This is a genomic window from Gemmiger formicilis (assembly GCF_024462815.1).
GTDB lineage: Bacteria > Bacillota > Clostridia > Oscillospirales > Ruminococcaceae > Gemmiger.
Map to the genome: position 1 here is coordinate 236,557 of NZ_JANGCG010000002.1, position 23,799 is coordinate 260,355.

Annotated in this window: 23 protein-coding genes; 9 read left to right on the plus strand and 14 right to left on the minus strand. The window is 60.1% G+C overall.

Translation table 11 applies throughout. The annotated features are described in order from the left end of the window. Positions 1–6 precede the first annotated feature (6 nt). From NE623_RS03650 to NE623_RS03680, 7 genes are all read left to right on the plus strand, one after another. A complete protein-coding gene (locus NE623_RS03650; RefSeq protein ID WP_256271621.1) occupies positions 7–1,284 on the plus strand; it encodes an ABC transporter ATP-binding protein in 1,278 nt (425 codons plus the stop codon). 128 nt (positions 1,285–1,412) lie between these two features. Further along, complete coding sequence (locus NE623_RS03655) at positions 1,413–3,896, plus strand: DUF2142 domain-containing protein (protein ID WP_256271620.1); 2,484 nt, start codon at positions 1,413–1,415, stop codon at positions 3,894–3,896. A 12-nt stretch (positions 3,897–3,908) separates the two neighbouring features. Beyond that, entirely contained in the window at positions 3,909–5,039 is a 1,131-nt protein-coding gene (locus NE623_RS03660; protein WP_256271619.1) for a glycosyltransferase family 4 protein, read from the plus strand. 1 nt (position 5,040) lies between these two features. After that, positions 5,041–5,760, plus strand: a complete 720-nt coding sequence (locus NE623_RS03665; protein WP_256271618.1) for a glycosyltransferase family 2 protein — start codon at positions 5,041–5,043, stop codon at positions 5,758–5,760. A gap of 1 nt (position 5,761) precedes the next feature. Then, complete coding sequence (locus NE623_RS03670; protein WP_256271617.1) at positions 5,762–6,121, plus strand: DUF2304 domain-containing protein; 360 nt, start codon at positions 5,762–5,764, stop codon at positions 6,119–6,121. Positions 6,122–6,178: 57 nt separating this feature from the next. Beyond that, positions 6,179–6,466, plus strand: coding sequence for a hypothetical protein (locus NE623_RS03675; protein WP_256271616.1), 288 nt, complete (start codon positions 6,179–6,181; stop codon positions 6,464–6,466). Between the two features lie 54 nt (positions 6,467–6,520). After that, positions 6,521–7,735 carry a hypothetical protein gene (locus tag NE623_RS03680; protein WP_256271615.1) on the plus strand — a complete coding sequence of 405 codons (1,215 nt, stop codon included), beginning with the start codon at positions 6,521–6,523 and terminating at the stop codon, positions 7,733–7,735. Positions 7,736–7,857: 122 nt separating this feature from the next. On the opposite strand, the gene NE623_RS03685 is transcribed toward NE623_RS03680, so the two are convergent. The 6 genes from NE623_RS03685 to NE623_RS03710 all read right to left on the minus strand — a co-directional run bounded on the left by NE623_RS03685 (position 7,858) and on the right by NE623_RS03710 (position 11,623). Then, a complete protein-coding gene (locus NE623_RS03685; protein ID WP_256271614.1) occupies positions 7,858–8,298 on the minus strand; it encodes a CD1247 N-terminal domain-containing protein in 441 nt (146 codons plus the stop codon). 72 nt (positions 8,299–8,370) lie between these two features. Then, positions 8,371–8,931 (minus strand): elongation factor P, encoded by a 561-nt coding sequence (efp, locus tag NE623_RS03690; protein ID WP_256271613.1) that lies wholly within the window; start codon positions 8,929–8,931, stop codon positions 8,371–8,373. Positions 8,932–9,047: 116 nt separating this feature from the next. Beyond that, entirely contained in the window at positions 9,048–9,911 is an 864-nt protein-coding gene (locus NE623_RS03695; protein WP_256271612.1) for a TIM barrel protein, read from the minus strand. Continuing rightward, positions 9,904–10,413 carry a YqeG family HAD IIIA-type phosphatase gene (locus NE623_RS03700; protein WP_256271611.1) on the minus strand — a complete coding sequence of 170 codons (510 nt, stop codon included), beginning with the start codon at positions 10,411–10,413 and terminating at the stop codon, positions 9,904–9,906. Before NE623_RS03700 ends, NE623_RS03695 begins: the two co-directional genes overlap by 8 nt. A 95-nt stretch (positions 10,414–10,508) precedes the next feature. Next, complete coding sequence (gene rpsU, locus NE623_RS03705) at positions 10,509–10,685, minus strand: 30S ribosomal protein S21 (RefSeq protein WP_005928271.1); 177 nt, start codon at positions 10,683–10,685, stop codon at positions 10,509–10,511. A 179-nt stretch (positions 10,686–10,864) separates the two neighbouring features. Continuing rightward, positions 10,865–11,623, minus strand: a complete 759-nt coding sequence (locus tag NE623_RS03710; protein WP_256271610.1) for a heparan-alpha-glucosaminide N-acetyltransferase — start codon at positions 11,621–11,623, stop codon at positions 10,865–10,867. Between the two features lie 111 nt (positions 11,624–11,734). Between NE623_RS03710 and NE623_RS03715 the strand changes: the two genes are divergently transcribed. Together NE623_RS03715 and NE623_RS03720 are read left to right on the plus strand one after the other, a co-directional pair. After that, the gene (locus tag NE623_RS03715; RefSeq protein WP_256271609.1) at positions 11,735–12,559 is read left to right on the plus strand and encodes a Cof-type HAD-IIB family hydrolase; all 825 of its coding nucleotides are present in this window, start codon (positions 11,735–11,737) and stop codon (positions 12,557–12,559) included. A gap of 34 nt (positions 12,560–12,593) precedes the next feature. Then, positions 12,594–13,814, plus strand: a complete 1,221-nt coding sequence (locus tag NE623_RS03720; RefSeq protein WP_256271608.1) for a 6-phosphofructokinase — start codon at positions 12,594–12,596, stop codon at positions 13,812–13,814. A gap of 132 nt (positions 13,815–13,946) precedes the next feature. Here the strand turns inward: NE623_RS03720 and NE623_RS03725 are convergent, their stop codons facing one another. The 8 genes from NE623_RS03725 to NE623_RS03760 all read right to left on the minus strand — a co-directional run bounded on the left by NE623_RS03725 (position 13,947) and on the right by NE623_RS03760 (position 23,591). Next, positions 13,947–14,252 (minus strand): HU family DNA-binding protein, encoded by a 306-nt coding sequence (locus NE623_RS03725; protein ID WP_308632213.1) that lies wholly within the window; start codon positions 14,250–14,252, stop codon positions 13,947–13,949. Between the two features lie 286 nt (positions 14,253–14,538). Beyond that, positions 14,539–17,778 (minus strand): carbamoyl-phosphate synthase large subunit, encoded by a 3,240-nt coding sequence (gene carB / locus NE623_RS03730; RefSeq protein ID WP_256271607.1) that lies wholly within the window; start codon positions 17,776–17,778, stop codon positions 14,539–14,541. Continuing rightward, positions 17,771–18,901 (minus strand): glutamine-hydrolyzing carbamoyl-phosphate synthase small subunit, encoded by a 1,131-nt coding sequence (carA, locus tag NE623_RS03735; protein WP_256271606.1) that lies wholly within the window; start codon positions 18,899–18,901, stop codon positions 17,771–17,773. The genes carB and carA overlap by 8 nt, the downstream gene beginning before the upstream one ends. A gap of 127 nt (positions 18,902–19,028) precedes the next feature. Continuing rightward, entirely contained in the window at positions 19,029–19,625 is a 597-nt protein-coding gene (gene pyrE, locus NE623_RS03740) for an orotate phosphoribosyltransferase (protein ID WP_256271605.1), read from the minus strand. 85 nt (positions 19,626–19,710) lie between these two features. After that, complete coding sequence (locus NE623_RS03745) at positions 19,711–20,616, minus strand: dihydroorotate dehydrogenase (protein ID WP_256271604.1); 906 nt, start codon at positions 20,614–20,616, stop codon at positions 19,711–19,713. Beyond that, entirely contained in the window at positions 20,616–21,386 is a 771-nt protein-coding gene (locus NE623_RS03750; protein ID WP_256271603.1) for a dihydroorotate dehydrogenase electron transfer subunit, read from the minus strand. Before NE623_RS03750 ends, NE623_RS03745 begins: the two co-directional genes overlap by 1 nt. Further along, on the minus strand, positions 21,367–22,230 hold the full coding sequence (gene pyrF, locus NE623_RS03755) for an orotidine-5'-phosphate decarboxylase (protein WP_256271602.1): 864 nt from the start codon (positions 22,228–22,230) through the stop codon (positions 21,367–21,369). Before pyrF ends, NE623_RS03750 begins: the two co-directional genes overlap by 20 nt. A 170-nt stretch (positions 22,231–22,400) precedes the next feature. Next, positions 22,401–23,591 (minus strand): dihydroorotase, encoded by a 1,191-nt coding sequence (locus NE623_RS03760; RefSeq protein ID WP_256271601.1) that lies wholly within the window; start codon positions 23,589–23,591, stop codon positions 22,401–22,403. Between the last annotated feature and the right edge of the window lie 208 nt (positions 23,592–23,799).

The following is a 23,799-nucleotide window of genomic DNA, read 5'->3' on the forward strand; positions in this document are numbered from 1 at the left end:
CACACTATGTCTACAACTGAAAAACGCCCTGTCATCGAGGTTTCGGGGCTGAAAAAGCAATACAAGCTCGGCCAGATTGGCGGCGGCACGCTGACGCATGATTTGCAGAGCTGGTGGGCCCGCGTGCGCGGCAAGGAGGACCCGAACACGGTCATTGGCACCGACCAGCGGCTGTTTGGCCAGACCTTTATGGCGCTGAACGGCGTGGATCTGACCGTCTATCAGGGCGAGGCACTGGGCATCATCGGCCGCAACGGCGCGGGCAAGTCCACGCTGCTCAAGCTGCTGTCCCGCATCACTGCCCCCACCGAGGGGGAAATCCGGATTCGCGGCCGTGTGGCCTCGATGCTCGAGGTCGGCACCGGCTTTAACAACGAAATGACCGGCCGCGAGAACATCTATATGAACGGCGCAATTCTGGGTATGACCCGCGCCGAGATTGACGCAAAGTTGCCCCAGATTATCGAATTTTCCGAGTGCGGCGATTTTATCGACACCCCGGTCAAGCGCTATTCCAGCGGTATGTTTGTCAAGCTGGCCTTCGCCGTGGCGGCGCATCTTGACAGCGAAATTATGGTTATGGACGAGGTTCTGGCCGTTGGCGATATGAAATTCCAGCAGAAATGTCTGGGCAAGATGAGCGATGTGGCCAATCAGGACGGCCGCACCGTCCTCTACGTGAGCCACAATATGTCCACCATCCGCCAGCTCTGCACCCGCTGCGTGGTGCTGGACAAGGGCAAGGTCATTTTTGACGGCGACGTCGAGAAGGCCGTTGCGGTCTATATGGACACTACCGATGTGAACGTGGTGCATTACGAGCTGGCCGACGTGGCCCGTATGACCGGCAGCGCAGGCAAGCGCCTCCGGCTGGAAACGCTGGATTTTGTCGGTAAGGAGTCGAGTGTCTTTGCCGACACCGAGAAGATGCGCGTCAAAATCACGTGGCGTGTGTCGGAACCGTTTTCGGGCATCCATATGAAGATGGAACTTCGCGCACGCGATTCGACATCGGTGGGCATTACCCACCCGGTTGACCTTGGCCCCGCCGAGCCAGGCCGGCTCTATACCACGGTGTTTGAATTTGACCCAAGCCTTCTGGGTGAGGGACAATATTTCTTCTATCTGGATATTTTTGACGTTGCGATGAACCACGCGGTTTGTCTGGACAAGCCTGTGACTGAGTTTGCCTTTGAGGTGACCAACAGTGACCTGACGATGCAAGAATGGGAGACGTACTGGGGCCACACCTACTTCCCACCCGTCAGGCTTGTGCAGGAGTAAGCTATGAAACCGAATTTGTCCATCTGCCTGATGCGGTGGAGAAAATCCTGCGCGGTGACGGCCGCTGGCGCACCGCGGTACAGCAGACGTTTCAGGTTGAGCTGTAGGGCCTGACGTAAGGAGTGTTCATGAAGCAGAAAAAGTGTAAGCCACTGCTGGCCGCGCTGCTCACGCTGGTCATGCTGCTTGTGGCGGTGGTGCTGATTTGGCTGGCCGAGGTCCGCCCCAATGCGGGCAAGGGCCGCAGCGAAATCATCACCGATTTCCTGCGGGCAGAGCTTGTCTATGACGGTGAGACTGCCACGCAGGAATTTACCTACGATAAGGATATTCTGACGATAGGCCTTGAATTTTACCTGCCGGGCGAGCAGCCCAGCGGCACGCTGGATGTGGTGCTGCGGGATGCCGACACCGGCGAGGAGCTGTCCCGGTCGGAGGGCGTGATGGACTACATTGTGCCCGACCAGTACACAACGCTGGGTATGGATCCCGCTGTGACCGGGCAGGTGGGCCGCCGCTACCGGCTGGAGGTCACGCCGCATTACGCCACCGATGCCATTCTGGCCATTGGCCACAGTAACGGTGTGGCGCTCTGGCGGGAGCAGATGACGGTTGGCGACCATGTCATTGATGGCACAATGGCCATGCAGATTACCTACCAGCGCATCGGCGGCTACCTGACAAGGTTCTTCCTGATCGTCGGCGGACTGGCGGCGGTGCTGGCGGCGTTTGCCGTCTGGGCGGTGCTCTCCGGAAAAATTGCGCTGCACCGCCTTGTGTTTACGCTGGTGCTGGGCTTTGGGCTGCTGTACTGCTTCATTCTGCCGCCCTACGCGGCCCCGGATGAAAAATACCACATCAACCAGAGCTTTACAATGGCCTGCCACTGGGCCAACAGCCTCTCCCGCGATGAATGGCGGATGGGCAAGACGCCCATCACCATCAGCTTCCGCCGCGTGGGCGATGAAAACGCCGATTTACAGAACGAGAACACCACGGTCTTTACGTGGGAGACCTTTACCTCGCAGCTGTTCACCACCACCGATGAGCCCTTTGACAGCCATCAGAAGCATAACGAGCTGCAGACCGACCAGAACCCACTGCTCTACTTAGCAAGCACGGCGGGGGTATTTCTGACGTACCTTTTGCATCTTGGCTTTGCCCCGGCGTTGCTGCTGGGGCGGCTGGCCAATCTCTTGCTGTTTGCCGCACTGGCGGCACTGGCGGTTCGGGTGGCTCCTTTCGGCAAGCGCGCCTTTGCCGTGGCAGCGCTGCTGCCGATGACGCTGCACCTTGCGGCCAGCTTCAGCCGGGATGCCCCGCTGCTGGGGCTCTGCTTCGCCTTCACGGCGCTGTTGATGGATGCGGCCTTCGACCCGGAAAAGCGCAAGGCCCTCTCCCCCGCCCGGCTGGCGGCGCTGCTGCTCTGCGGTGTGCTGCTGGCCCCCGGTAAGCTGGTTTATCTGCCGTTGGCGGCGCTGCTGCTGGTGGTGCCCGGCGCACGGCTGGGGCACCACGCCAAGGCAAAGAAGTGTGCCTATCTGGCCGCCTGCCTGCTGCTGGCGCTGTCCCTGAACACCAGCCTGGTGACGGATATCCTGCACAAAGGCCAAATTGCCGAAGGTGTGACCAGCGAGGAAACGGAGACAGACGACGAAAACGCCTTGGAAAACTACGTAAAACGGTTATATTATTACGTGGAGAACAATCCGAACCCGTCGTCGGCCGAGGTGGCCTTCTGGGTGCAGGCCCTGCAGGAGGGGGATGTCAGCCCGGCCACGTTGGGCCAGAGCTTTATTTTCTCGCCTGAAAAGGCGGGCTCCTACACCGACGCACAAGCGTTCTTCACGATGGCATCTTACGCACTGCTCGGCACGGATGTGACCGCAGGCAATGCCGATGCCTATCTGCCCTATTTTGCGGAGGGCGGCGCCGAACAGGCCTACAAGCAGCTTTACAACCTGGACAGCTGTGTGGAACGCTTTGCGGCGCTGGGACTAGAGGTCGGCTCCATGGATGACCGCGGTACACTGGATCGCGCGGTGCTTGCACAGGAGGTGGAAGCCGCCCGTGCGGTGCGCAGCAGCCAGAGCACGGTGGCGGAGGCCGACAAGCTGACCTATACACCGGGCTACATCCTGCGCCACCCGGTGAATACGGCGCTACTTTTTGTGCGCAGTTCTGTTGAAAACGGTGACCACTACATCCGTTCGCTGGTCGGCGGCAGCCTGAGCTACTACACGGTGGATCTGGCGTGGGGCTGGGTTGCGGTGCTCTATCTGCTGCTGGCCTATGCCGCACTACCTGTGCAGGGTGCGGCGCTGGAGCCCTCCGGCAAGGCGCGTGTATTCTGCTGCGCGGCGGCGGTGTTCTGCTGTCTGCTGACGGTGGCAGGCTGCCTGCTGTGGACGCCCATCCGCTATGAGACACTGTATGGTCTGCAGGGGCGGTATTTCCTGCCCATCCTGCCGCTACTGCTTTTGACCTGTCTGCCCCGCCGTCTGGCTGCTGTCCAGGATGAGGACGCTGCGCAGGCCCGCCTGCTGGCCACCCTTGGCATTGTGCAGGCCGGCGTGGTGGTGAACATAATGCTGGCAATTATTGCGAAATAAAAAGGCGTATCTATGACGTTTTGCTTCTTTTCAACCCAATATCTGCCCACGCCGGGCGGGGTCGAGCGCTACACGTGGAATCTGGCGCGGCGCTGCATTGCAGCGGGGCACCGGGCCCTTGTGGTCACGGCATCCCTGCCGGGGCTGCCTGCGAGGGAAACCGACGCGGACGGCATCGAAATATTCCGTCTGCCCTCCTACCCTGTTATGGGCGGGCGCTTCCCGGTGCTCAAGCCCTTCCCGGACGATGCCGCGCTGTGGGCGCAGGACATCGACTTTGCGGTCATTCAGACCCGGATGTACGTCCAGAGCGTCTGGGCGGCCCGGCAGTGCAGGCACCGCGGCATACCGGCACTGGTCATCGACCACTCCACCGGCTATATGCTGCACGGCGGTGTGGCCGGGGCGCTGGGCAGGCTCTATGAGCACGCGGCCTGCGGCAGCATCCGCCGCTGCGGGTTCCCCTTCTACGGCGTCTCCGGCGATGTCTGCCGGTGGCTGCAAGCGTTCGGCATCCGTGCAGCGGGCCGACTTCCCAACGCGGTTGACCCCGGCGAGCTTGAACGATTGGCCCGGGCCGAGAACGCCATCGACTGGCGTGCACGGCTGAACGTGCCGCAGGGCGGCAGGCTGGTTGCCTTTGTGGGGCGGCTTATCCCGGAAAAGGGTGCGCTGCGGCTGGCACAGGCCGTGCAGACCATTCCCGGCTGTGTGCTGGCGGTGGCGGGCACCGGCCCCGAGGAGGCCGTGCTGGGCGCGCTGGGCGGGCCCATCCATGCGCTGGGCGCACTGCCCCATGACCAGATTGTCCAGCTGCTGGCGCAGGCGGATGTCTACTGTCTGCCCACCGAGTACGCCGAGGGCTTTCCCACCACCCTGCTGGAGGCCGCGGCCTGCCGCTGCCCCATTGTGACAACCCACACCGCAGGCACCGGCGAGCTGCTGCCCGACGAGGACTGCGCCGTCTTTCTGGAAAAGGCTGACGCGGACACCATCCGTGCCGGGCTGAACACGATGCTGGCCGACCCCGCGGCGGCCAGCGCCCGCGCCGCAAAGGCCCATGATACCCTTTGCGCCCAATTCACATGGGACGCCGTCTTTGCTGCCCTGATGGAGGCCGTAAAATCAGCCAAAAGGAGCTAAAATGTCAAAATTACTCATTGTAATCCCCGCCCATAACGAGGAAGCAAACATTGTTCAGGTTGTTAAGGAACTGACAACAAACTACCCGCAGTATGATTATGTGGTTGTCAATGACGGCAGCCGCGACAAAACGGCGGCTATCTGCCGCGCCCACGGCTACCGGCTGATTGACTTGCCGGTCAATCTGGGGCTGGCTGGCGCGTTCCAGACCGGGCTGCGCTTTGCGGCGGAGAACGGTTATGACTGCGCCATGCAGATGGACGCCGACGGCCAGCACAGGCCGGAATACATTGAGCCTATGCTGGAGGCGCTGGAGGAGGGCAACGATATTGTCATCGGAAGCCGCTTCCTGACCGTGAAAAAGCCCAAGACGCTGCGAATGGTGGGCAGCTACATCATCAGCTGGTCCATCCGGCTGACAACCGGCCACGCAATCTGCGACCCCACCAGCGGTATGCGGATGTTCAACCGCGCCATGGTGGAGGAATTTGCCCAGAACCTAAACTACGGCCCGGAGCCGGACACCATCAGCTACCTGATTAAAAATGGCGCTTCCGTCAAGGAGGTGCAGGTGGAAATGGGCGAGCGTATGGCGGGCCAGAGCTACCTGACCTTCTGGCGCAGCGTGCAGTATATGGTCAAGATGTCCGTCTCGATTCTGCTGATTCAGTGGTTCCGCAAGCGCGACACCGAGACCCCCTACCCCGAAAGGAGCCTGTGAAATGTTTGATCAAACGCTCATTCGCATCTGCCTGATTCTGGGCAGCTTTATCACGGCGGGGTATATCCTGCGGCGTGTCCGGCTGGCCAAGGTCCAGATCGAGGATACCATTTTCTGGCTGCTATTCAGCGCGGCGCTGCTGATTCTGGCCATCTTCCCCGGCATTGCCTACTGGGCCGCAAATCTGCTGGGTTTTATGAGCCCCATCAACTTTGTGTATGTAGTTATCATCTTTTTGCTGCTGGCCAAGCAGTTCTTTATGTCCATCAAGCTCAGCCAGCTGGACAGCAAGGTGCGCATCCTGACCGAGCAGGTAGCCCTGAACGAAGAAAAGGTGGAACGCGATAAATTGGATTTGTAATTCCTGCAAATCTATGCTATAATAGATTATTGACTAAACGGAAAGAAGGTTTCAGATATGGCATATACCCCGAAACTGACCTATAAGGGCCGCCCGCTGGTGCGCTGCGGCAACGATATCTACTATGGTTCCATGAAGGACCCGTTCGTTGTCTATCTGCAGGTGCTCTCCACCAAGAAGGAGAACGGTGTGGATGTGGCCGATAAGGTTCATATTGTGCTGCTCTCCACCGATGAGAGCAAGCCCCTGCCTGAGCGCATCGCCCGTCAGGCCAACAAGGTGGGCCTGTACAACGCGCTCTCCTTCGGTGACATTATGCTGCAGGGCGCATTGCAGAAGAAGTAAACATGGACTTTTGCCCCGGTGTACTGCGCCGGGGTATTTTTTTGTGGGGGAACTATGAAAAAACGACAACACGCCGCCGCGCTGCTGGGTACGCTGGTCTGCCTTGTGCTTGCGCTGGTATTGTATCACAGTCTGGCAGGCGGTACGCTGATGCAGGCTGGGCCGTACAACAGCTATGCCTTACAGGCGGAAAACTGGCTGGCAGGGCGCAACTACATTGCCAACGGCGAGGATTACCCGTGGCTGGAGCTGGCGATTTACAACGGGCGGTATTACCAGTCATTTCCGCCGGTGCCCGCTGTGCTGATGCTGCCGTTTGTGGCGGCCTTCGGCAGCTGGCAGGCACTGCCGGGCGGACTGATTATGCTGGAACTGGCGTTGCTGTGCGCGGCGGGGGTCTACCTGTGCTGTATGCGCAGCGGCATGTCGGCGGACGTCTGCGCCTACTTTGCAGTGTTTGTCAGCATGGGATCGAATCTTTTTTGGATGTCCACCAGCGACGGCGTGTGGTTTATGGCGCAGCTGTGCGGGCTGCTGTTCGCTGTGTGGGGGCTGTATTGGGCGCAGGGGCGCGGTGCGGTGCAGGCGGCGCTGGCCTCGCTGTGTATGGCGTTAGCTGTGGGCTGCCGCCCATTTTACGCGCTGCTGCTGGCTTGTTGGATGGCGTGGCGGGCGTATAAAACCCGCAGCGTGCGTGCCCTCCTCCCCGCCCTGCTGCCCGCTGTGGCTGTGGCTGTGTGCATGATGGTCTACAACTGGGTGCGGTTCGGCAGCGTGGTGGAGTTCGGTCACAACTATCTGCCGGAGTTCACCCGCGCCGAGCACGGTCAGTTCAGCCTGCACTACTTGCTGCCGAATCTGCGGCAGCTGCTGCGCCCTGTCACGCTGGACGCACAGGGACAGCTGCATTTTGAACAGTTTAATGGCTTTTTGTTCTTTGCGGCGAACCCGTTGTTTCTGCTGGCCATGTCGCGTGGTGTGGCCGTCAGTTTGTCCGGACATGCCGAGCCGCGCCGGGAAAATCTGCCGCTGCCTGCGGCGGGGTGGTGTATCGCAGCGGCCGGTGCCCTGCTGACGGCGCTAACCTGTATGCACCGCACCTTGGGTGGCTGGCAGTTCGGCGCGCGGTACATGGTGGATCTGTTCCCGTGGTTGCTTATCTGGTTTATGGCCCGCCCTGCATGGCGGCCCGGCGCAGGTGCAAAGACGCTGTGTGGCATGGCCGTGCTGTTTAATCTGTATGGAGCAGTATTTATGCTGGGGGCATGAGGGGCACAGGCGGGCGGCAGGTGCGAGTGCCTATGGAATGCGCCCTTATGTAATGAAAACAGCACCCGCCCCGTGGCCAAACTTTGGCCACGGGGCGGGTGCTGTTTCTGTGTGAGGGGAAATTACTGGTCCTGCTTGTCGGTTTCCTCGGCGGAATCCTCCTCGGTGCCCTCCAGCTCCACATCAAAGGTGGCGCCGCAGTGGGGGCAGACCAGATCGCCCTCAGGATCCATCAGGGTTTCCTCGTCCAGCGTGGAAATCTCACCGCAGTTGGGGCAGGTCACCTCATACAGGGTGCCGTGATCCTCCTCATCCTCGTCATCATCATCTTCGTCATCGCCGTAGATGTCGCTGACGACATCGTCCAGATCCTGATCGAGCGTTTCCAGCTCGTCATACACCTGATCAAGGGCATCGTCATGCTCGGTGACGGTGGCGGCCATCTCCTCCAGCAGATCCATCATGGCGGCAATGACCTTGCCGTTTTTGGAGTCTGCGTCAAATTCCATACCGGTCATCAGGCCGCGAATGTAGGCGGCCTTTGCGTTCAGATCCATAGCCATAGTCAAAATCCTCCCTATTATCAAAAATGCCGGGCGCGGCGGTACGGCCATGCCCGGCAAAGAGAACCAAAATCAGTTCACGCGCTCCATATACTCGCCGGTGCGGGTATCGATGCGGATCTTGTCGCCCTCGTTGATGAACAGGGGGACGCGGATCTCGGCACCGGTCTCGACGGTGGCGGGCTTCAGGGTGTTGGTGGCGGTGTTGCCCTTGACACCCGGCTCGGTAGCGGTGACTTCCAGCTCAACAAAGTTGGGGATCTCGACGCTGAAAACCTTGCCCTTGTAGCTCAGCAGCTTGCAAGTATCGTTCTCCTTGCAGAACTTGAAGTTATCGGGCACATCGTTGGCGCCGACAGGGATGTCGTCATAGGTCTCAACATCCATGAAGTGGTACAGGTCGCCATCTTCGTAGGAGTAGGTAACCTCCTTGCGCTCGATGAAAGCCTGCGGGAACTTGGCGGTGGGGTTGTAGCTGGTCTCAACGACAGAACCGGTGATGACGTTCTTGGTCTTGGTGCGCACGAAAGCAGCGCCCTTGCCGGGCTTGACGTGCTGGAACTCAACGACCTGAAGGACCTGGCCGTCCTGCTCGAAGGTGACGCCGTTACGGAATTCGCCTGCAGAAATCATATAGAAATTCCTCCATAAATAAATTATACATACCTGTTTATATTTTACAGGATGAGAAGCAATTTTTCAAGCCCTGTTCGGATTTTTTTGCGGGAAATTTGACAAATTTTGCACTTTTACAGCGCAGCATACCCTTGTGCCAGGGCAGAAGCGTCCTCCGCCTGGGTTCCGGCGGACTCACAGATGATGGTGGGGGCCAGCTTGCGTGCCTTCAGCAGCTGCAAAAGGGGCTGATGGGGCGGGCCAAATTCGGTGTCAGCAAAGGTCAGGTGGCATTTCTCGCCGCCCTTGGTGTAGGCGATGCGGGAAAAATGCGCGTGGAAGTGTACGGCCCGGTCATCGCCGAGGCGCTCGGCAAGGGTGTCCAGCAGGGCGGCGTAGTCCGCGGCGGCGGTGGCCCCGGCAAACTGCACGCCCTGACTGCGGGCGTACAGGTGCCCGAAATCAATGCAGGGGGTAATGCGCTTGTCTACCGCGCAGAGGGCCAGTACCTCGTCCAGCGTGCCGAGCTGGTTGACCTTGCCCATCGTCTCCGGGCAGAGGATGCAGTCGCCGTAACCAGCCTCGTCACAGGCCTTGACGGCGCGCTCCATCGTATCCAGAGCCTTTTCCAACGCCTCCTCCCTGCTCTGCTTGCCGCAGGAGCCGGAGTGGAAGATGACGCGCCGCCCGCCAAGCGCCTTGACGAGGGCGCAGCTCTGCAGCAGATAGTCGATGCTGTGCAGCCGCTTGTCCTCCTCCAGACTGGACATACTGATGTAGTAGGGCGCGTGAACTGAGAGTGCTATCCCCTGCGCCGCACAGGCAACGCCCAAAGCGGCAGCCTTGTCATGCGCCAGCCGCACGCCGCGCCCGCATTGGTACTCAAACGCTGTCAGGCCGAAGCCCGCCGTGTAGGCGGCGATGGCAGTGGGGTCGAACTTTTTGACTGTGTAGCTGTCGGCCAGCCCGGCTGTGCCGAAACGCGGTGCATCACTCATACAGCTTACCGCCCTTCTGATAGTATTTGTCAATCCAGTACGGCTCATACCGGCGCTTCAGCAGCACAAATTTGTTGCGGTCATGGCTGGTGCGGGGCATTACATACAGGCAGGGGCAGCCGTACAGCCCGGCAGCCATACGGTCGGCGAAAATCTGGTCACCGACCATCGCCATCTCGCTCTTTTTGCAGCCCAGACGGCGGCGGGCCACCCGCAGGCCGACTGTGAACGGTTTGCAGGCCAGCGGCACCCACGCAAGGCCAATGCGCTCGGCAAAGGGACGCACGCGCTTGGCGGTGTTGTTGGACACGATGGTCAGGCTGATGCCCGCCGCACGCATTTCGTCCAACCAGCGTTGCACAGAGGGCTCCAGCACCTGACTGTTATCGGCGGTCAGGGTGTTGTCCACGTCCAGTATCAGTGCCTTAATGCCGTGTGCGGCGAGGAAATCCGGGTGGATGCACTCGATGCTTTTAAAGATGTATTCTGGGGTTAAAATCATAGGTGTGACCCTTTTTGCGGGGCAGTGCCCGGTTAAAATAAAAGTGCAGGCCCGCGCATAACGCGAACCTGCACAGTCGTTCGTTGTAAGATACCTTACTTAAACTTGCGCTTGCGGGCAGCCTCGGACTTCTTCTTGCGCTTCACGGAAGGCTTCTCATAAGCCTCGCGCTTGCGGACCTCAGCTAACACGCCGCTGCGAGCAGTGCTGCGCTTAAAACGGCGCAGAGCGCTCTCGAGGGACTCGCCCTCTTTGACACGGATCTCCGACATCTTCTTCCCTCCCTTGACCTGAGACAGGAGTTTGCCGGTCAAATACTATTAACCAGTAAACAAGATTATACTATATAAGCCCCCAATCTGTCAACAACAATTTTCGCTAAAATGAAAATTTTTAAAATGTTCATTTTTGGCAGACTGCGCAGGAGGGGCAGTACGGCGCGGGGTGTCCATCAGCCCAGCAGGGCGTGCCCGGCCCACAGTGCGCCGTAAATCACAGGCTGGTGCAGCATATACACAAGCAGCGTGTTGCGCCCGACCGCGCACAGAGGCCGCAGCGCTGCGGGGGCTTCTCCCCGGCCGGGGTGCCAGATTCTTGCCAGAAACACCCCGCACCAGAACAGGAACAACCACGGCAGCACCGGGAAGTAATCCGCCGAGGTAAACCGCGTTAAATCCGGGAAGCCGAGCCAGAACCAGTTGGCCCGGTACAGCCCCGCAGGCAGGGCACAGAGACGCCAATTCTCAAAACCCAGATATCCATAGGGCAGCTGATTCGTCAGCGCAAACAGCGCCGCAGACGCCGCCAGGCCTACGCCTGCGGGCACGCGCTGCAGCAGCGGATAAACAAGGCAGGTCAGCAGCACGGCGGCGGCGTTCAAGTGCAGCACGCCGAACCAGATGCTCTCCGACGGCATAAACACGGCGGTTACAAAGGTCAGCAGCGCCGCGCACCCGGCCACCAGCAGACCGTTTTCGACCGGTTTGCGGGCCAGCGGAAAGCTGAACCCCGACAGCAGGATGAAGCTCCAACAGATGTACTGCTGCCACACGTGGCAGCCCGGAGCCCAGATGTTGTACCAGCTGCTCTCGTGGCCGAACACATACACCCAGTCATACATCGTGTGGTAGGCCAGCATATTCAGCAGCGCCAGCCCGCGCAGGGCATCCGGCAGCCACATACGGCCGGTTTTTGTATGCAGTACAGGCATTGTACCGTCCCCTTTGTTCAAAGTTTTGCTGCAATTATTCTAACACACCCGGGCGCGTCTTGCAATCAGAACTGTTTTGCGGTACAATAAACCAGATAGGAGCGTGACGATATGCAGAATATCCGGCTTGTGGCGCTGGATCTGGACGGTACAGTGTTCAATGACAAAAAAGAAATCACCCCCCGCACGCTGGCGGCCCTGCGCGCAGCCTGTGCACAGGGGGTGGTGGTGCTGCCCGCTACGGGGCGCACTGCCAGCGGTGTTCCGGCGGCGTTCACCTCCATCCCCGGCGTACAGTACGCGCTGACCTCCAACGGAGCCAGCGTGGTGAATCTGCATACCGGGGAGCAGCTGGTGAACCAGCCCTTTGCGACGGAGGATGCGCTGAAAATCTACGATATTCTGGAGCGCGGCGGCGGTATGATGAGCATTTTCATCGGCGGCAAAAGCTATACCACCCGCGCCAACGCCGAAAACCATATGGACGTTGTGCCGGAGAATCTGAAAGAGTATTTCCGCACTACCCGCATTGAGGTGGAGGATATGCACGCCACCCTGCGCGCCCACGCCCACGAAATTGAAAAGTACAGCATGATTTACCACACGGAGGCCGAGCGAGACGCGGCATGGCGGGAGGTGGAGCGCACCTACCCCGGTATGGAGCTGACCTCCAGCCTGCCCCGCAATATGGAAATCAACGCCCCCGGCGTGACGAAGGGCAGCGGCCTGCTGGCGCTGGCGGACTATCTGGGACTTGCGCGTGACCAGACGATGGCGGTGGGCGATTCCGGCAATGACCGCGCCATGCTGGAGGCTGCGGGGCTGGGTGTTGCCATGGGCAACGCCACCAACGAAATCCGGGAAATTGCCGATGTAATCACCGATGACAACAATCATGATGGTGTGGCTGCGGCTATCGAAAAATATGTTTTGTAAAAGCAGAGACTAAAATTATACGAGAGGTATACTTATGAAGAACGTTCTGGTAGGTCAGTCGGGCGGGCCGACTGCGGTTATCAACTCCAGTCTGGCGGGCGTCTATGAGACGGCCAAGGCCTGCGGCGCACCCCATGTCTACGGTATGCAGTACGGCATTGAGGGCGTGCTGGAGGGCAAGCTCGTCGACCTTGACACGGTGCTGGGCGATAAGATGGACATTGAGCTCCTCAAGCGCACGCCGTCCAGCTTTCTGGGCAGCTGCCGCCACAAGCTGCCCGACCCGACGGTGGACGAAAAGCCTTTTGTGAAGCTGTTTGAGCTGTTTGCCAAGTATGACATCGGCGCGGTGTTCTACATCGGCGGCAATGACTCGATGGACACCATCTCCAAGCTGAGCGCCTACGGCAACGCGCAGGGCAGCGCAATCCGCTTTATCGGCGTGCCCAAGACCATTGACAATGACCTGATGCTGACCGACCACACCCCCGGCTACGGCAGTGCGGCCAAGTATATTGCCACGATTCTGAAGGAGGTCATCTGCGATTCCAGCGTGTATGACCTGCGCAGCGTGACGGTGGCCGAGATTATGGGCCGCCACACCGGCTGGCTGGCCGCCGCGGCCAGTCTGGCCGCAGGGCCTGACTGCAACGGCCCCGACCTGATTCTGCTGCCCGAGTGCCCCTTTGACGAGGAGGCGTTCCTCAAGCGGGTGGCGCAGCTGGAGAAGGAGCGCCACAATGTCATTATCTCGGTCAGCGAAGGCGTAAAGAACAAGGACGGCGTGTTCCTGTGCGACCTGGTCTCCACGGCCGGGCAGCTGGACGCCTTCGGCCACAAGGCCATTCTGAGTGGCACAAGCCGCTATCTGGCGGACCTCATCCGGGTGCGTCTGGGCTGCAAGACCCGCGCCATTGAGTTCTCGACCCTGCAGCGCTGCGCAAGCCACCTTGCCAGCCGCACCGATGTGACCGAGGCCTATCAGGTGGGCGGCGCTGCGGTGGAAGCCGCTGTGCGCGGCGAGACCGCCAAGATGGCAGCCATCAAGCGCTTGAGCGACCAGCCCTACCGCATCGAGACCGAGATGGTGGACGTGGCCAAGGTGGCGAACTTTGAGAAGAAGGTCCCCGCCGACTGGATTACCGAGGACGGTATGCACGTGAACGAGAAGTTTGAGCGCTACGCCCGCCCGCTGATTCAGGCCGAGCTGACGCCCATCTACATCAATGGCGTGCCGCGGCATATTCATCTGTAAGGCTGCAAAACCGGAGCACCGCATCTACGCGGGGCTCCGGTTTTTGTCTCTCTCCCCTTCCCTGCCGGTGGGACAAAACAAAAAGAACCCGCGCAACACGCGGGTTCTGCAAAGCGAGCTATACTGACGAAATCAGCCGGAGACCTTGTCCTTCAGGCGGCCGCTGGCCTTGAAGCCGGGGATAGCGGTCGGCTCCAGCTTGCTGGTAACCTTGGTCTTGGGGTTGGTGAAGTTCTTGGTCTGGCGCTCACGCATCTCGAAACGGCCAAAGCCTGCAATCGTGACCTTGTCGCCACTCTTGAGCACATCGCCGATGGTGCCGAAAATGCCGTCCATAACCTTCTCAACCTCGGCAGCGGTCATATTGGTGTCATTGGCAACCTTGGTAATCAACTGAGATCTCGTCATGATATTTTTTACTCCTATCCTTATAGGCACACAAATTGCCCTTTATCGTTACGCTGTTTATTATAGAGAAAATTGTGCGCAGAATCAAGAGTTTTTTCTCAATTAGATGCTTTTTCAGCAAAAACTATAAAATTTTGACTTATATGGCTGCAAAAAATGGCATATGGCAAAAAATGCGCGCTCTATGTGGAAATATTCCGACATCGCTTTTCCGGGTGCCGGGCCTGCAAAACAAAAACCGCACCCGGAAATGGGTGCGGTAAAATGCGGAGAACAAGCCTCACTTGTCAAAGGAAGGCGCGAAACGCCGGAGGAATTACTTCCCCTGTGCGGCCTCGCGGTGGAGGTTGGCAATGTCCACCAGCTCCATCTGGCTGATATCATGGTCGCCGCGCAGCGCGTCCACCAGCACGCGGGCGGTGTCCATCGCCGTGATGGTCGGGATGGACAGCTCGGTGGCCTTGCGGCGGAACTTGACGGAGTCGCGGTGCGGGTCGCGACCGTGGGGGCTGGTGGAGATGATGTAATCCACCAGGCCGCTTTCCAGCAGATCCAGCACGTTGGGGCGGGCGCCGCTCATCTGGCGCACCACGCTGCAGGGCACCATCTCACTGTTCAGGTACTTGGCCGTGCCGGGGGTGCCGTAAATCTTGTAGCCGTAGTCATGCAGCTTCCACGCCAGCTCGGCGGCCTCCGCCTTGTCGCTGTCCTTGACAGAGATAATCACGCAGGAGCCGGGGCCGGGCGTCTTGAACTGGTAGCCGGCGGCCACAAGGCCCTTCATCATGGCCTCATGGAAGGTGGGGGCAATGCCCAGCACCTCGCCGGTGGACTTCATCTCGGGGCCCAGCATGGTGTCCACGCCGTGCAGCTTCAGGAAGCTGTAGACGGGCACCTTGACCGCGTAGTAGGGGCTCTTGCCGCCGCGCCACAGGCCGGTGCCGTAGCCCATATCCTTGAGCTTCTCGCCCAGCGTGCAGCGCACGGCCAAATCGACCATCGGCACGCCGGTGACCTTGGAGATGTACGGCACGGTACGGGAGGAACGCGGGTTGACCTCGATGACATAGACGCGGTCATTCTGCACCGCGTACTGCACATTGACCAGACCCACGACCTTCAGCTCGCGGGCAAAGCGGCCGGTGTAATCCACCAGCGTGTCAATGACCTTCTGGCTGAAGGAATACGGCGGGTAGACGCAGATGGAGTCGCCGGAGTGTACGCCGGTGCGCTCGACCTGCTGCATAATGCCGGGCACCAGATAATCGGTGCCGTCGCAGATGGCGTCAACCTCGCACTCGGTGCCCAGAATGTACTTGTCCATCAGCACCGGGTGGCTCATATCGACGTGTTTCGTGATGACGCCCATATACTCAATGACGTCGGCGGAGTTGTAGGCAACAATCATATTCTGACCGCCCAGCACGTAGGAGGGGCGCATCAGAACCGGGTAGCCGACCTCCTGCGCAGCCTGCAGGGCCTCGTCCAGCGTAAAGACGGTGCGGCCCTCCGGGCGGGGGATGCCGCAGCGCTCCAGCAGCTCGTCAAAGCGCTCGCGGTCCTCGGCCTCGTCAATGGCGTCCGCCGGGGTGCCGAGAATCGGCAGGCCGATTTCGTCCATATGCTTGGCCAGCTTGATGGCGGTCTGGCCGCCGAACTGCACAAGGCAGCCGTCCGGCTTCTCGGTCTCGATGATGTGGTCAACACTCTCGGGGTTCAGCGGGTCGAAATACAGGCGGTCGCCGGTGTCGAAGTCGGTGGAGACCGTCTCGGGGTTGTTGTTGACCAGAATGGCCTCGCAGCCGTGCTGCTTCAGCGTCCAGACAGCGTGGACGGAGCAGTAGTCAAACTCAATGCCCTGACCGATGCGGATGGGGCCGGAGCCAAAGACCAGCACCTTCTTCTTGTCGGGGCTGCTGTGCTCGGCAATAAACTGCCTGGCCTCGTTGTCCTCATCGTAGGTGGAGTAGAAATACGGCGTTTTGGCGGCAAATTCCGCAGCGCAAGTATCCACCATCTTGAAGGCGGCCTTCGGGGCAGCGGGCAGGGTGTCGGTGTTGGCCAGACGCTTGATGGTCTTGTCCAGGAAGCCGAACTTCTTGGCGTTTAGGTATTTCTCGGTGGTCAGCTCGCCGGTTTTCAGGCCCATTTCAATGTCGGCCAGGTGCTGCAGCTTGTCAAGAAACCACCAGTCAATCTTGGTGATGTCATAGATGGTCTGGTGCGGCACACCGCGCTTGAGTGCCTCATAAACGCAGAAGGCGCGCTCGGAGTCCTGCACGTGCAGATGCTCGATAATTTCCTCGGTGGAGAGCTTCTCAAAGTCGGGCAGGGTCATCGTGTCAAGGCCCAACTCGGTGGAGGAGACGGCCTTCATCATGGCGTGCTCAAAGTTGTTGCCGATGGCCATAACCTCGCCGGTGGCCATCATCTGGGTGCCCAGGGACTTGTCCGCGTAGACGAACTTGTCAAACGGCCACTTCGGGTATTTGACAACGACATAGTCCAGCGCAGGCTCAAAGCAGGCGCAGGTCTCGCCGGTGACATCGTTGGTGATTTCGTCCAGCGTGTAGCCCAGCGCAATCTTGGTGGCCACCTTGGCAATCGGGTAGCCGGTCGCCTTGGAGGCCAGCGCGGAGGAGCGCGACACGCGGGGGTTGACCTCGATGACGGCGTACTCAAAGCTGTCGGGCTTTAGGGCAAACTGGCAGTTGCAGCCGCCCTCAATGCCCAGCTCGGTGATGATATCCAGCGCGGCGGTGCGCAGCATCTGGTATTCCTTGTCGGACAGGGTCTGGCTGGGGGCCACAACGATGGAGTCACCGGTGTGGATGCCGACAGGGTCAAGGTTCTCCATATTGCAGACCGTGATAACGTTGCCCTTGGAGTCGCGCATAACCTCGTACTCAATTTCCTTCCAGCCGGAAATGCACTTCTCAACCAGAATCTGGTGAATCGGGGACAGGCGCAGGCCGTTGGTGGCAATCTCGTGCAGCTTTTCGCGGTCCTCGCAGATGCCGCCGCCGGTGCCGCCCATCGTGAAGGCGGGGCGCACGATGACGGGATAGCCGATGACCTCGGCAAAATCCAGCGCATCGTCCAGATCCTCGACCACCTTGGAGGGGATGATGGGCTGATGCAGCTTCTCCATCGTGTCCTTGAAGAGCTGGCGGTCCTCGGCACGGTCAATCGTGTCGGGCTTGCAGGCCAGCAGGCGGACGCCGCTGCGGTCCAGGAAACCGCTGCGGGCCAGCTCCATCGAGAGGTTCAGGCCCATCTGGCCGCCCAGGTTGGGCAGGATAGCGTCGGGCTTTTCCTTCTCGATGATGCGCTCCACAACCTCAGCGGTCAGCGGCTCAATATAGACGTGGTCGGCAATGTCGGGGTCGGTCATGATGGTGGCGGGGTTGGAGTTGACCAGTACGGTCTCCACGCCCTCCGACTTCAGCGCACGGCAGGCCTGCGTGCCGGAGTAGTCAAACTCCGCCGCCTGGCCGATGATGATGGGGCCGGAGCCGATGACCAGGACTTTTTTGATACGCGGGTCTTTAGGCATTGTCGATGACTCCTTTCGCTGCCAGCATACGGCTGACAAACTGATCAAACAGGAATTCGGTGTCCTTGGGGCCGCCGTTGGCCTCGGGGTGGAACTGCACAGTAAAGCAGTTCCACTGGAAGTAGTCCACACCCTCGCAGGTGCCGTCATTGGCGTTGAAGTAGCTCATCTGGCCCACCCCGGCGGGCAGGGTCTTGTCCTCCACCGCGTAGCCGTGGTTCTGGCTGGTGATGAAGGTGCGGCTCTTGCTGATGTGGCTGACCGGCTGGTTGGCACCGCGGTGGCCGTATTTCAGCTTGCAGGTCTTGGCACCCGCGGCCAGTGCGGTCAGCTGGTGGCCCAGGCAGATGCCGAAGGTGGGGATGCCGGTGTTCAGCATCTCGCGGATGTTTGCGATGATCTCAACGTTCTCGGCCGGGTCGCCGGGGCCGTTCGAGAGCATCAGGCCATCCGGGTTCAGCGCAGCAAGCTCCGCCGCGGTTGTGGTGCCGGGCAGAACCGTCACGCGGCAGCCGCGCTTCTGCAGGCAGCGCACGATGTTGTTCTTGCAGCCCAAATCCAGCAGGGCCACGTGCAGCGGGGTGTCACCCCACGCCCCTGCTGCGGTCGGCTCATAGGTTTTGGCCTCGCGGCAGGTGACGGTCTTGACGGCATCGGTCACGGCGTAGGCAGCAATCTGCGGCAGCAGGGCAGCCTTCTTCTCGGGTTCGGCGTTGGGGTCGAACTCGGTGGTGATGGCACCGTTCATAACGCCGCTTTCGCGCAGGGTACGGGTCAGGCTGCGGGTGTCGATGCCCTCAATGCCGATGATGCCGTGCTTTTTCAGGAAGGAATCCAGCGTTTCCTCGCTGCGGAAGTTGGAGGGACTCTTGCACGCCTCGCGCACAATGTAGCCCTTGGCCCAGATTTTGCCGCTTTCCACGTCCTCGCTGTTCATGCCGTAGTTGCCAATCAGCGGATAGGTCTGGGTGATAATCTGGCCGTAGTAGCTGGGGTCGGTCAGCGTTTCCTCAAAGCCGACCATACCGGTGGCGAAAACGACCTCACCGATGGTTGTGCCGGGGCAGCCCACGCTGACGCCGCGGAACACCCGGCCGTTTGCCAATATCAGATATGCCTGCATAGTTATCTCCTATTGTATAAATAAGAAATAAAAAATAATAAATAAGAAAAAACAAATTTTTTTGAGCAGCGCGCAGCGATGCGAACCACCATATTTATTATTTATTATTTATTCTCTATTATTTATCTTACAGCGTCTGCTTTGCAGCTTCTTTCATCTTGCGGCTGCCCAGATGTACCAGCGGCAGCTTGCCCTCCTTGCAGATGGGGCACTCCTCCGGAGCGTAGTTGGGCAGATCCAGCTTCAGGGCGCTGGCCACAATGGGAATCGGGGACGGAGCCTCGGCGCGGGTGCGGTCCACCACGCAGGCAATGCCCACGCAGACGCCGCCGGCCTCCTCGATGACGCGCTTGGTCTCGAGGCTGGAAACACCGGTGGTGACAACGTCCTCAGCAATGATGCAGCGCTCACCGGGGTTGATGCGGAAGCGTTTGAGGGTCATAACGTTGTCCACACGCTCGGTGAAGATGGCGCGCTTGCCCATCTGGCGGCCGAGCTCATAGGCGTAGACGATGCCGCCCATAGCGGGGCCGACCACAACATCAATGTTCAGCTCCTTCAGCTTCTCGGCAACCGGGGCCATGACCTCGGCAGCCTTGTCGGGGTACTGCTGCAGAAAGGCCATCTGGCAGTATGCGCCGGAGTGACGGCCGGAGGAAAGCAGGAAGTGCCCCTCTAAAAATGCTTCACATTCCTTTAAAACTTCAAGTGCTTCGCGTGCCATAGCTTGTTCCTCCTGTATATTATTCATCTAATCTTAGCATATGTTGCATAAAATTGCAAGTATAATGTATATGCTGGCGAAATTTTTACCGGGCGCAGCCGCGGATTTCATCCAGCGTCTTGACGCCGTGTGCGTCCATCCACTGTGCAATTTCGGCGGTGATGCGGGTGCAGGCCTTCGGGTCCAGGAAATTCGCGGTGCCGACCTGTACCGCCGTGGCACCGGCCATAATAAACTCCAGTGCATCGCGGCCGGTCAGGATGCCGCCCAGCCCCACCACGGGGATGCTGACAGCGCCCACGGCCTGCCAGACCATGCGCAGGGCGATGGGGCGCACCGCCGGGCCGGACAGCCCCGCAAAGGTGTTGTTGAACACCGGGCGGCGCTTTTCCAGATCAATGGCGCAGGCCTGAAAGGTGTTGCACAGGCTGATGGCGTCTGCACCAGCGGCCTCCACGGCCTTGCACATTTCGGGGATGCTCTCGGCCTGCGGGCTGAGCTTGACAATCAGGGGCACGGTGCAGACCTTGCGCACTGCGCTGACCACCTCGCTGGCGTCCGCGGCGCGGATGCCGAACGCAAGGCCGCCCTGCTTGACGTTGGGGCAGCTGATGTTCAGCTCGATGAAGTCTACGCCCGCGGCGCAGAGCATCTGCACACCCTCGACGTTTTCTTCTATCGTGTGGCCGCCCAGATTGGCCCAGACGGTGGTACCGCACTGCCGCATGGCGGGCAGCTCGTGGTCGATGAAGTGCTGCACACCGGGGTTCTGCAGACCGATGGAGTTCATCAGGCCGGAGGGCGTCTCATACAGGCGCTCGCCCTCGTTGCCGGGCTGGCCGTTCAGTGTCAGCCCCTTGCCGGAAATGCCGCCCAGCAGGCGCAAATCCTCAATGCCCGCATACTCGGGGCCGAAGCCGAAGGTGCCGCTGGCGGCCACAACCGGCCCGGCCAGCCGCTTGCCGAGAAAATCAACGTGCAGGTCTGCCATCAGTCAAACACCTCCTGTGCATTGAATACCGGGCCATCCTTGCAGACGGTCACCGGGCCGATTTTGGTGTGGCAGGTGCAGCCAAGGCAGGCGCCCAGACCGCAGGCCATCTTCTTTTCCAGACTGGCCAGACACGGTACGCCCGCATCGGCGCAGAGCCTGGCCACGCCGCGCATCATCACCATCGGGCCGCAGGTCAGCACCATATCATACTGCCGCACGTCCAACAGGTCGGTGACAAGACCGTGATGTCCCTCGCTGCCGGAGTCGGTGGCCAGATGGATGCTGTGGCACCACGGCACAAAGCTCTCCATACCGTAGGAGGTATCGCGGAAGCCGACATACAAATCGGGCCGCACACCGGCGCGGCAGAGCTCCTTGCAGAGCAACAGCAGCGGTGCGGTGCCGATGCCGCCGCCGACCACGGCAATGTGCTTGTGGGCGGCAGCCAGCGCAGCGGTGTCAAAGCCGTTGCCGCAGGGGCCGGTCACGGTCAGGGTGTCCCCTGCCTTCAGCGCGGCCAGCTTCTGCGTGCCCTCGCCTTTAATCTGATAGAGGAAGGTCAGAGCACCTGTCTGGTTGTCAAAATCGTCCACGCTGATGGGGCGGGACAGAATCGGCGTGGCGTCCGCCGCCCAGGCGCGCAGCATATAGAATTGCCCGGCGTGGGGCTCCCGGCTGGGATCCTGCCACTGAACCACCAGACGGCTGATATCGGGCGCGACAGCTTCCTGCCGCAGCACCGTCAGATTACAGCTTGTTGCATTCACCCTGAATATCCTCCCGCATACGCACGCACTCATTGTAGGCGGCCTCGTCAAAGGCAACGCCGGGCTGTTTCTTGTAGGCCAGCAGGATGCCGCGGCTGGAGTTGACCACACCGCCGTTGCCCTTGGTCAGGTACTGGGCAATGTCTGCCGCCTTGCCGCCCTGCGCGCCGTAGCCGGGAATCAGGAAGAAGGTGTCCTTGTAGGCGGCGCGGATGGCGGTGGCCTCCTCGGTGTGGGTGCCGCCGATGACCAGACCGATGCTGGAATAGCCGTGCTCACCCATATAGTCCTTGCCGATGGCGGTCAGGCTGTCGCCGACAAGGTCATAGACGTGGCGGCCATCGTCCAGCTTTTTGTACTCAAAGTCCTTGGCACCGGGGTTGGAGGTGCGGCAGAGCACGAAAACGCCCTTTCCCTGCTCCTGGCAGTACGGCAGATAGGGGCTGATGGAGTCAAGGCCCATATAGGGGGCCAGCGTGATGATGTCCGCCTCGAAATCACCGGTAAAGTGCGCCTTGGCGTACATTTCGGCGGTCTTGGCAATGTCGCCGCGTTTGATGTCGGCAATGACCGGCAGGCCGGTGGCGCGGGCCAGCTTCAGTGTCTCGGCGTAGGCGCGCATACCGTCCAGACCCAGAGACTCATAGTAGGCAATCTGCACCTTGTAGCAGCCTGCCACACCCTTGGTGGCGTCAATCAGGGCACGGTTAAAGGCAACCACGTTCTCCCCTGCCGTCTTGGCAGTGTCGGTGGTGGGCAGATAGCTGATTTCCGTATCCAGTCCCACGCAGACAGGGCCGTTGGCCGCGACGCTCTCATACAGTTTGTCCATGTTGGTAAGCATGCTGATTCCTCCGTTTGATGTATACAAATTGTGGCTCTACAATATAATGTATATAATGTTGGAAATCGTAGGGGCGGATTCTATATCCGCCCGCGGGGCTGTGCCAGCGGCAGTCTTGCACGGGCGCATATGGAATGCGCCCCTACGGGTGTTTTGTGCGTGAAGTGGCGTTACTCTTCAATCTGGAACGTGACCTTCCCGCCCTTGATGGTGGTCACAACCTTGCCATACAGCAGGGTGCCGTCATAGGGGCAGTTCTTGCTCTTGCTGTGCAGCTCGTCCGCCTTGACCTCATACATATGGTCAAGGTCCACCAGCACTACATCGGCGTCATAGCCGGGCTCCAGCAGGCCCTTACGGTCGGCCAGACCCAGCACGGCGGCGGGGCCTGCGCTCATCAGGAAGCTGAGCAGCTCCAGCGGGATGCGCTGCTCGCGGCAGAGCTTGGTGTAGCAGACGCCGAAGGCGGTTTCCAGCCCCACCATACCGGCGGCACCCTTCTCCTTCTCCTCGGCGGTGTGCGGCGCATGGTCGGTGCCGATGCAGGTCACGGTGCCGTCCTTGATGGCGTCAATCAGCGCGTTCACGTCCTCCGCCTTGCGGATGGGTGGGTTCACGCGGTACTGCAGGCGGCTGTCATCAAACCACAGGTGGTGGGGCGTGACCTCACAGCTGACCCGCGCGCCCTTCAGGCGGCTCATCCGCACGGCGTCCACCGACTCCTTGGTGGAGACGTGGCACATATGCAGGCGGGTGCCGTAGTATTCGGCCAGGTAGCAGTTGCGCACAGTCTCGATGTTCTCGGCCAGGCGGTAGTCCCATGGGCTGATTTCACGGTCCTCGGCGTGGGACATAATGGTCAGGCCGCGCTCGGTGGCAATGGCGAACGCGCGCGCCATAACGGCGTTGTTCATCACGCCGTTGCCGTCCTCGGTGATGAATCTGACATCCTCGGGCAGGGTCAGCAGATGGTCGAGTGTTTTGCCGTCGAAATCCTTCGTGATGGAAACCGTCTGGTTGGCATCGCACAGCCCCACGCGGGCGGCCTCGGCCTCCACGGTGTGGGCAATCTCGGCGGAGGAGCAGACCGGCTTGGTGTTGGGCATCAGGTTCACGAAGGTGTACCCGCCTGCGGCAGCGGCAGCGGAGCCGGTGGCGATATCCTCCTTGTACTCAAAGCCGGGGGTGCGCCAGTGGCAGTGGGTGTCGATGAAGGCGGGCAGAACCGTGCGGCCCTTGGCATCGAGCACCTCCTCCCCTTCCGGGACGAGCAGACCCAGGCCGACTGCGGCAATCTTACCCTCGCGCAGCCAGACCTCAACGGACTTGCCTGCGCTGTTCTTAGCATTGCGGATGAGCATGGTGTGGACCTCCTGTAGCTCTGTGACACGGCATTTTTTGCAAAAAAAAACTTTTCCCAAAAAGGGAAAAGTCAAAAAGGCATACTTAAATGCGCGGCAGGGAAAAACACTGCACCGTGAATTTTGAAGCAAGAAACAAACTGCATCATCATTACGGCACACTCCTTCCCGGCACTTTACGTAGGTTTTACTTATTGTACCATGTGCG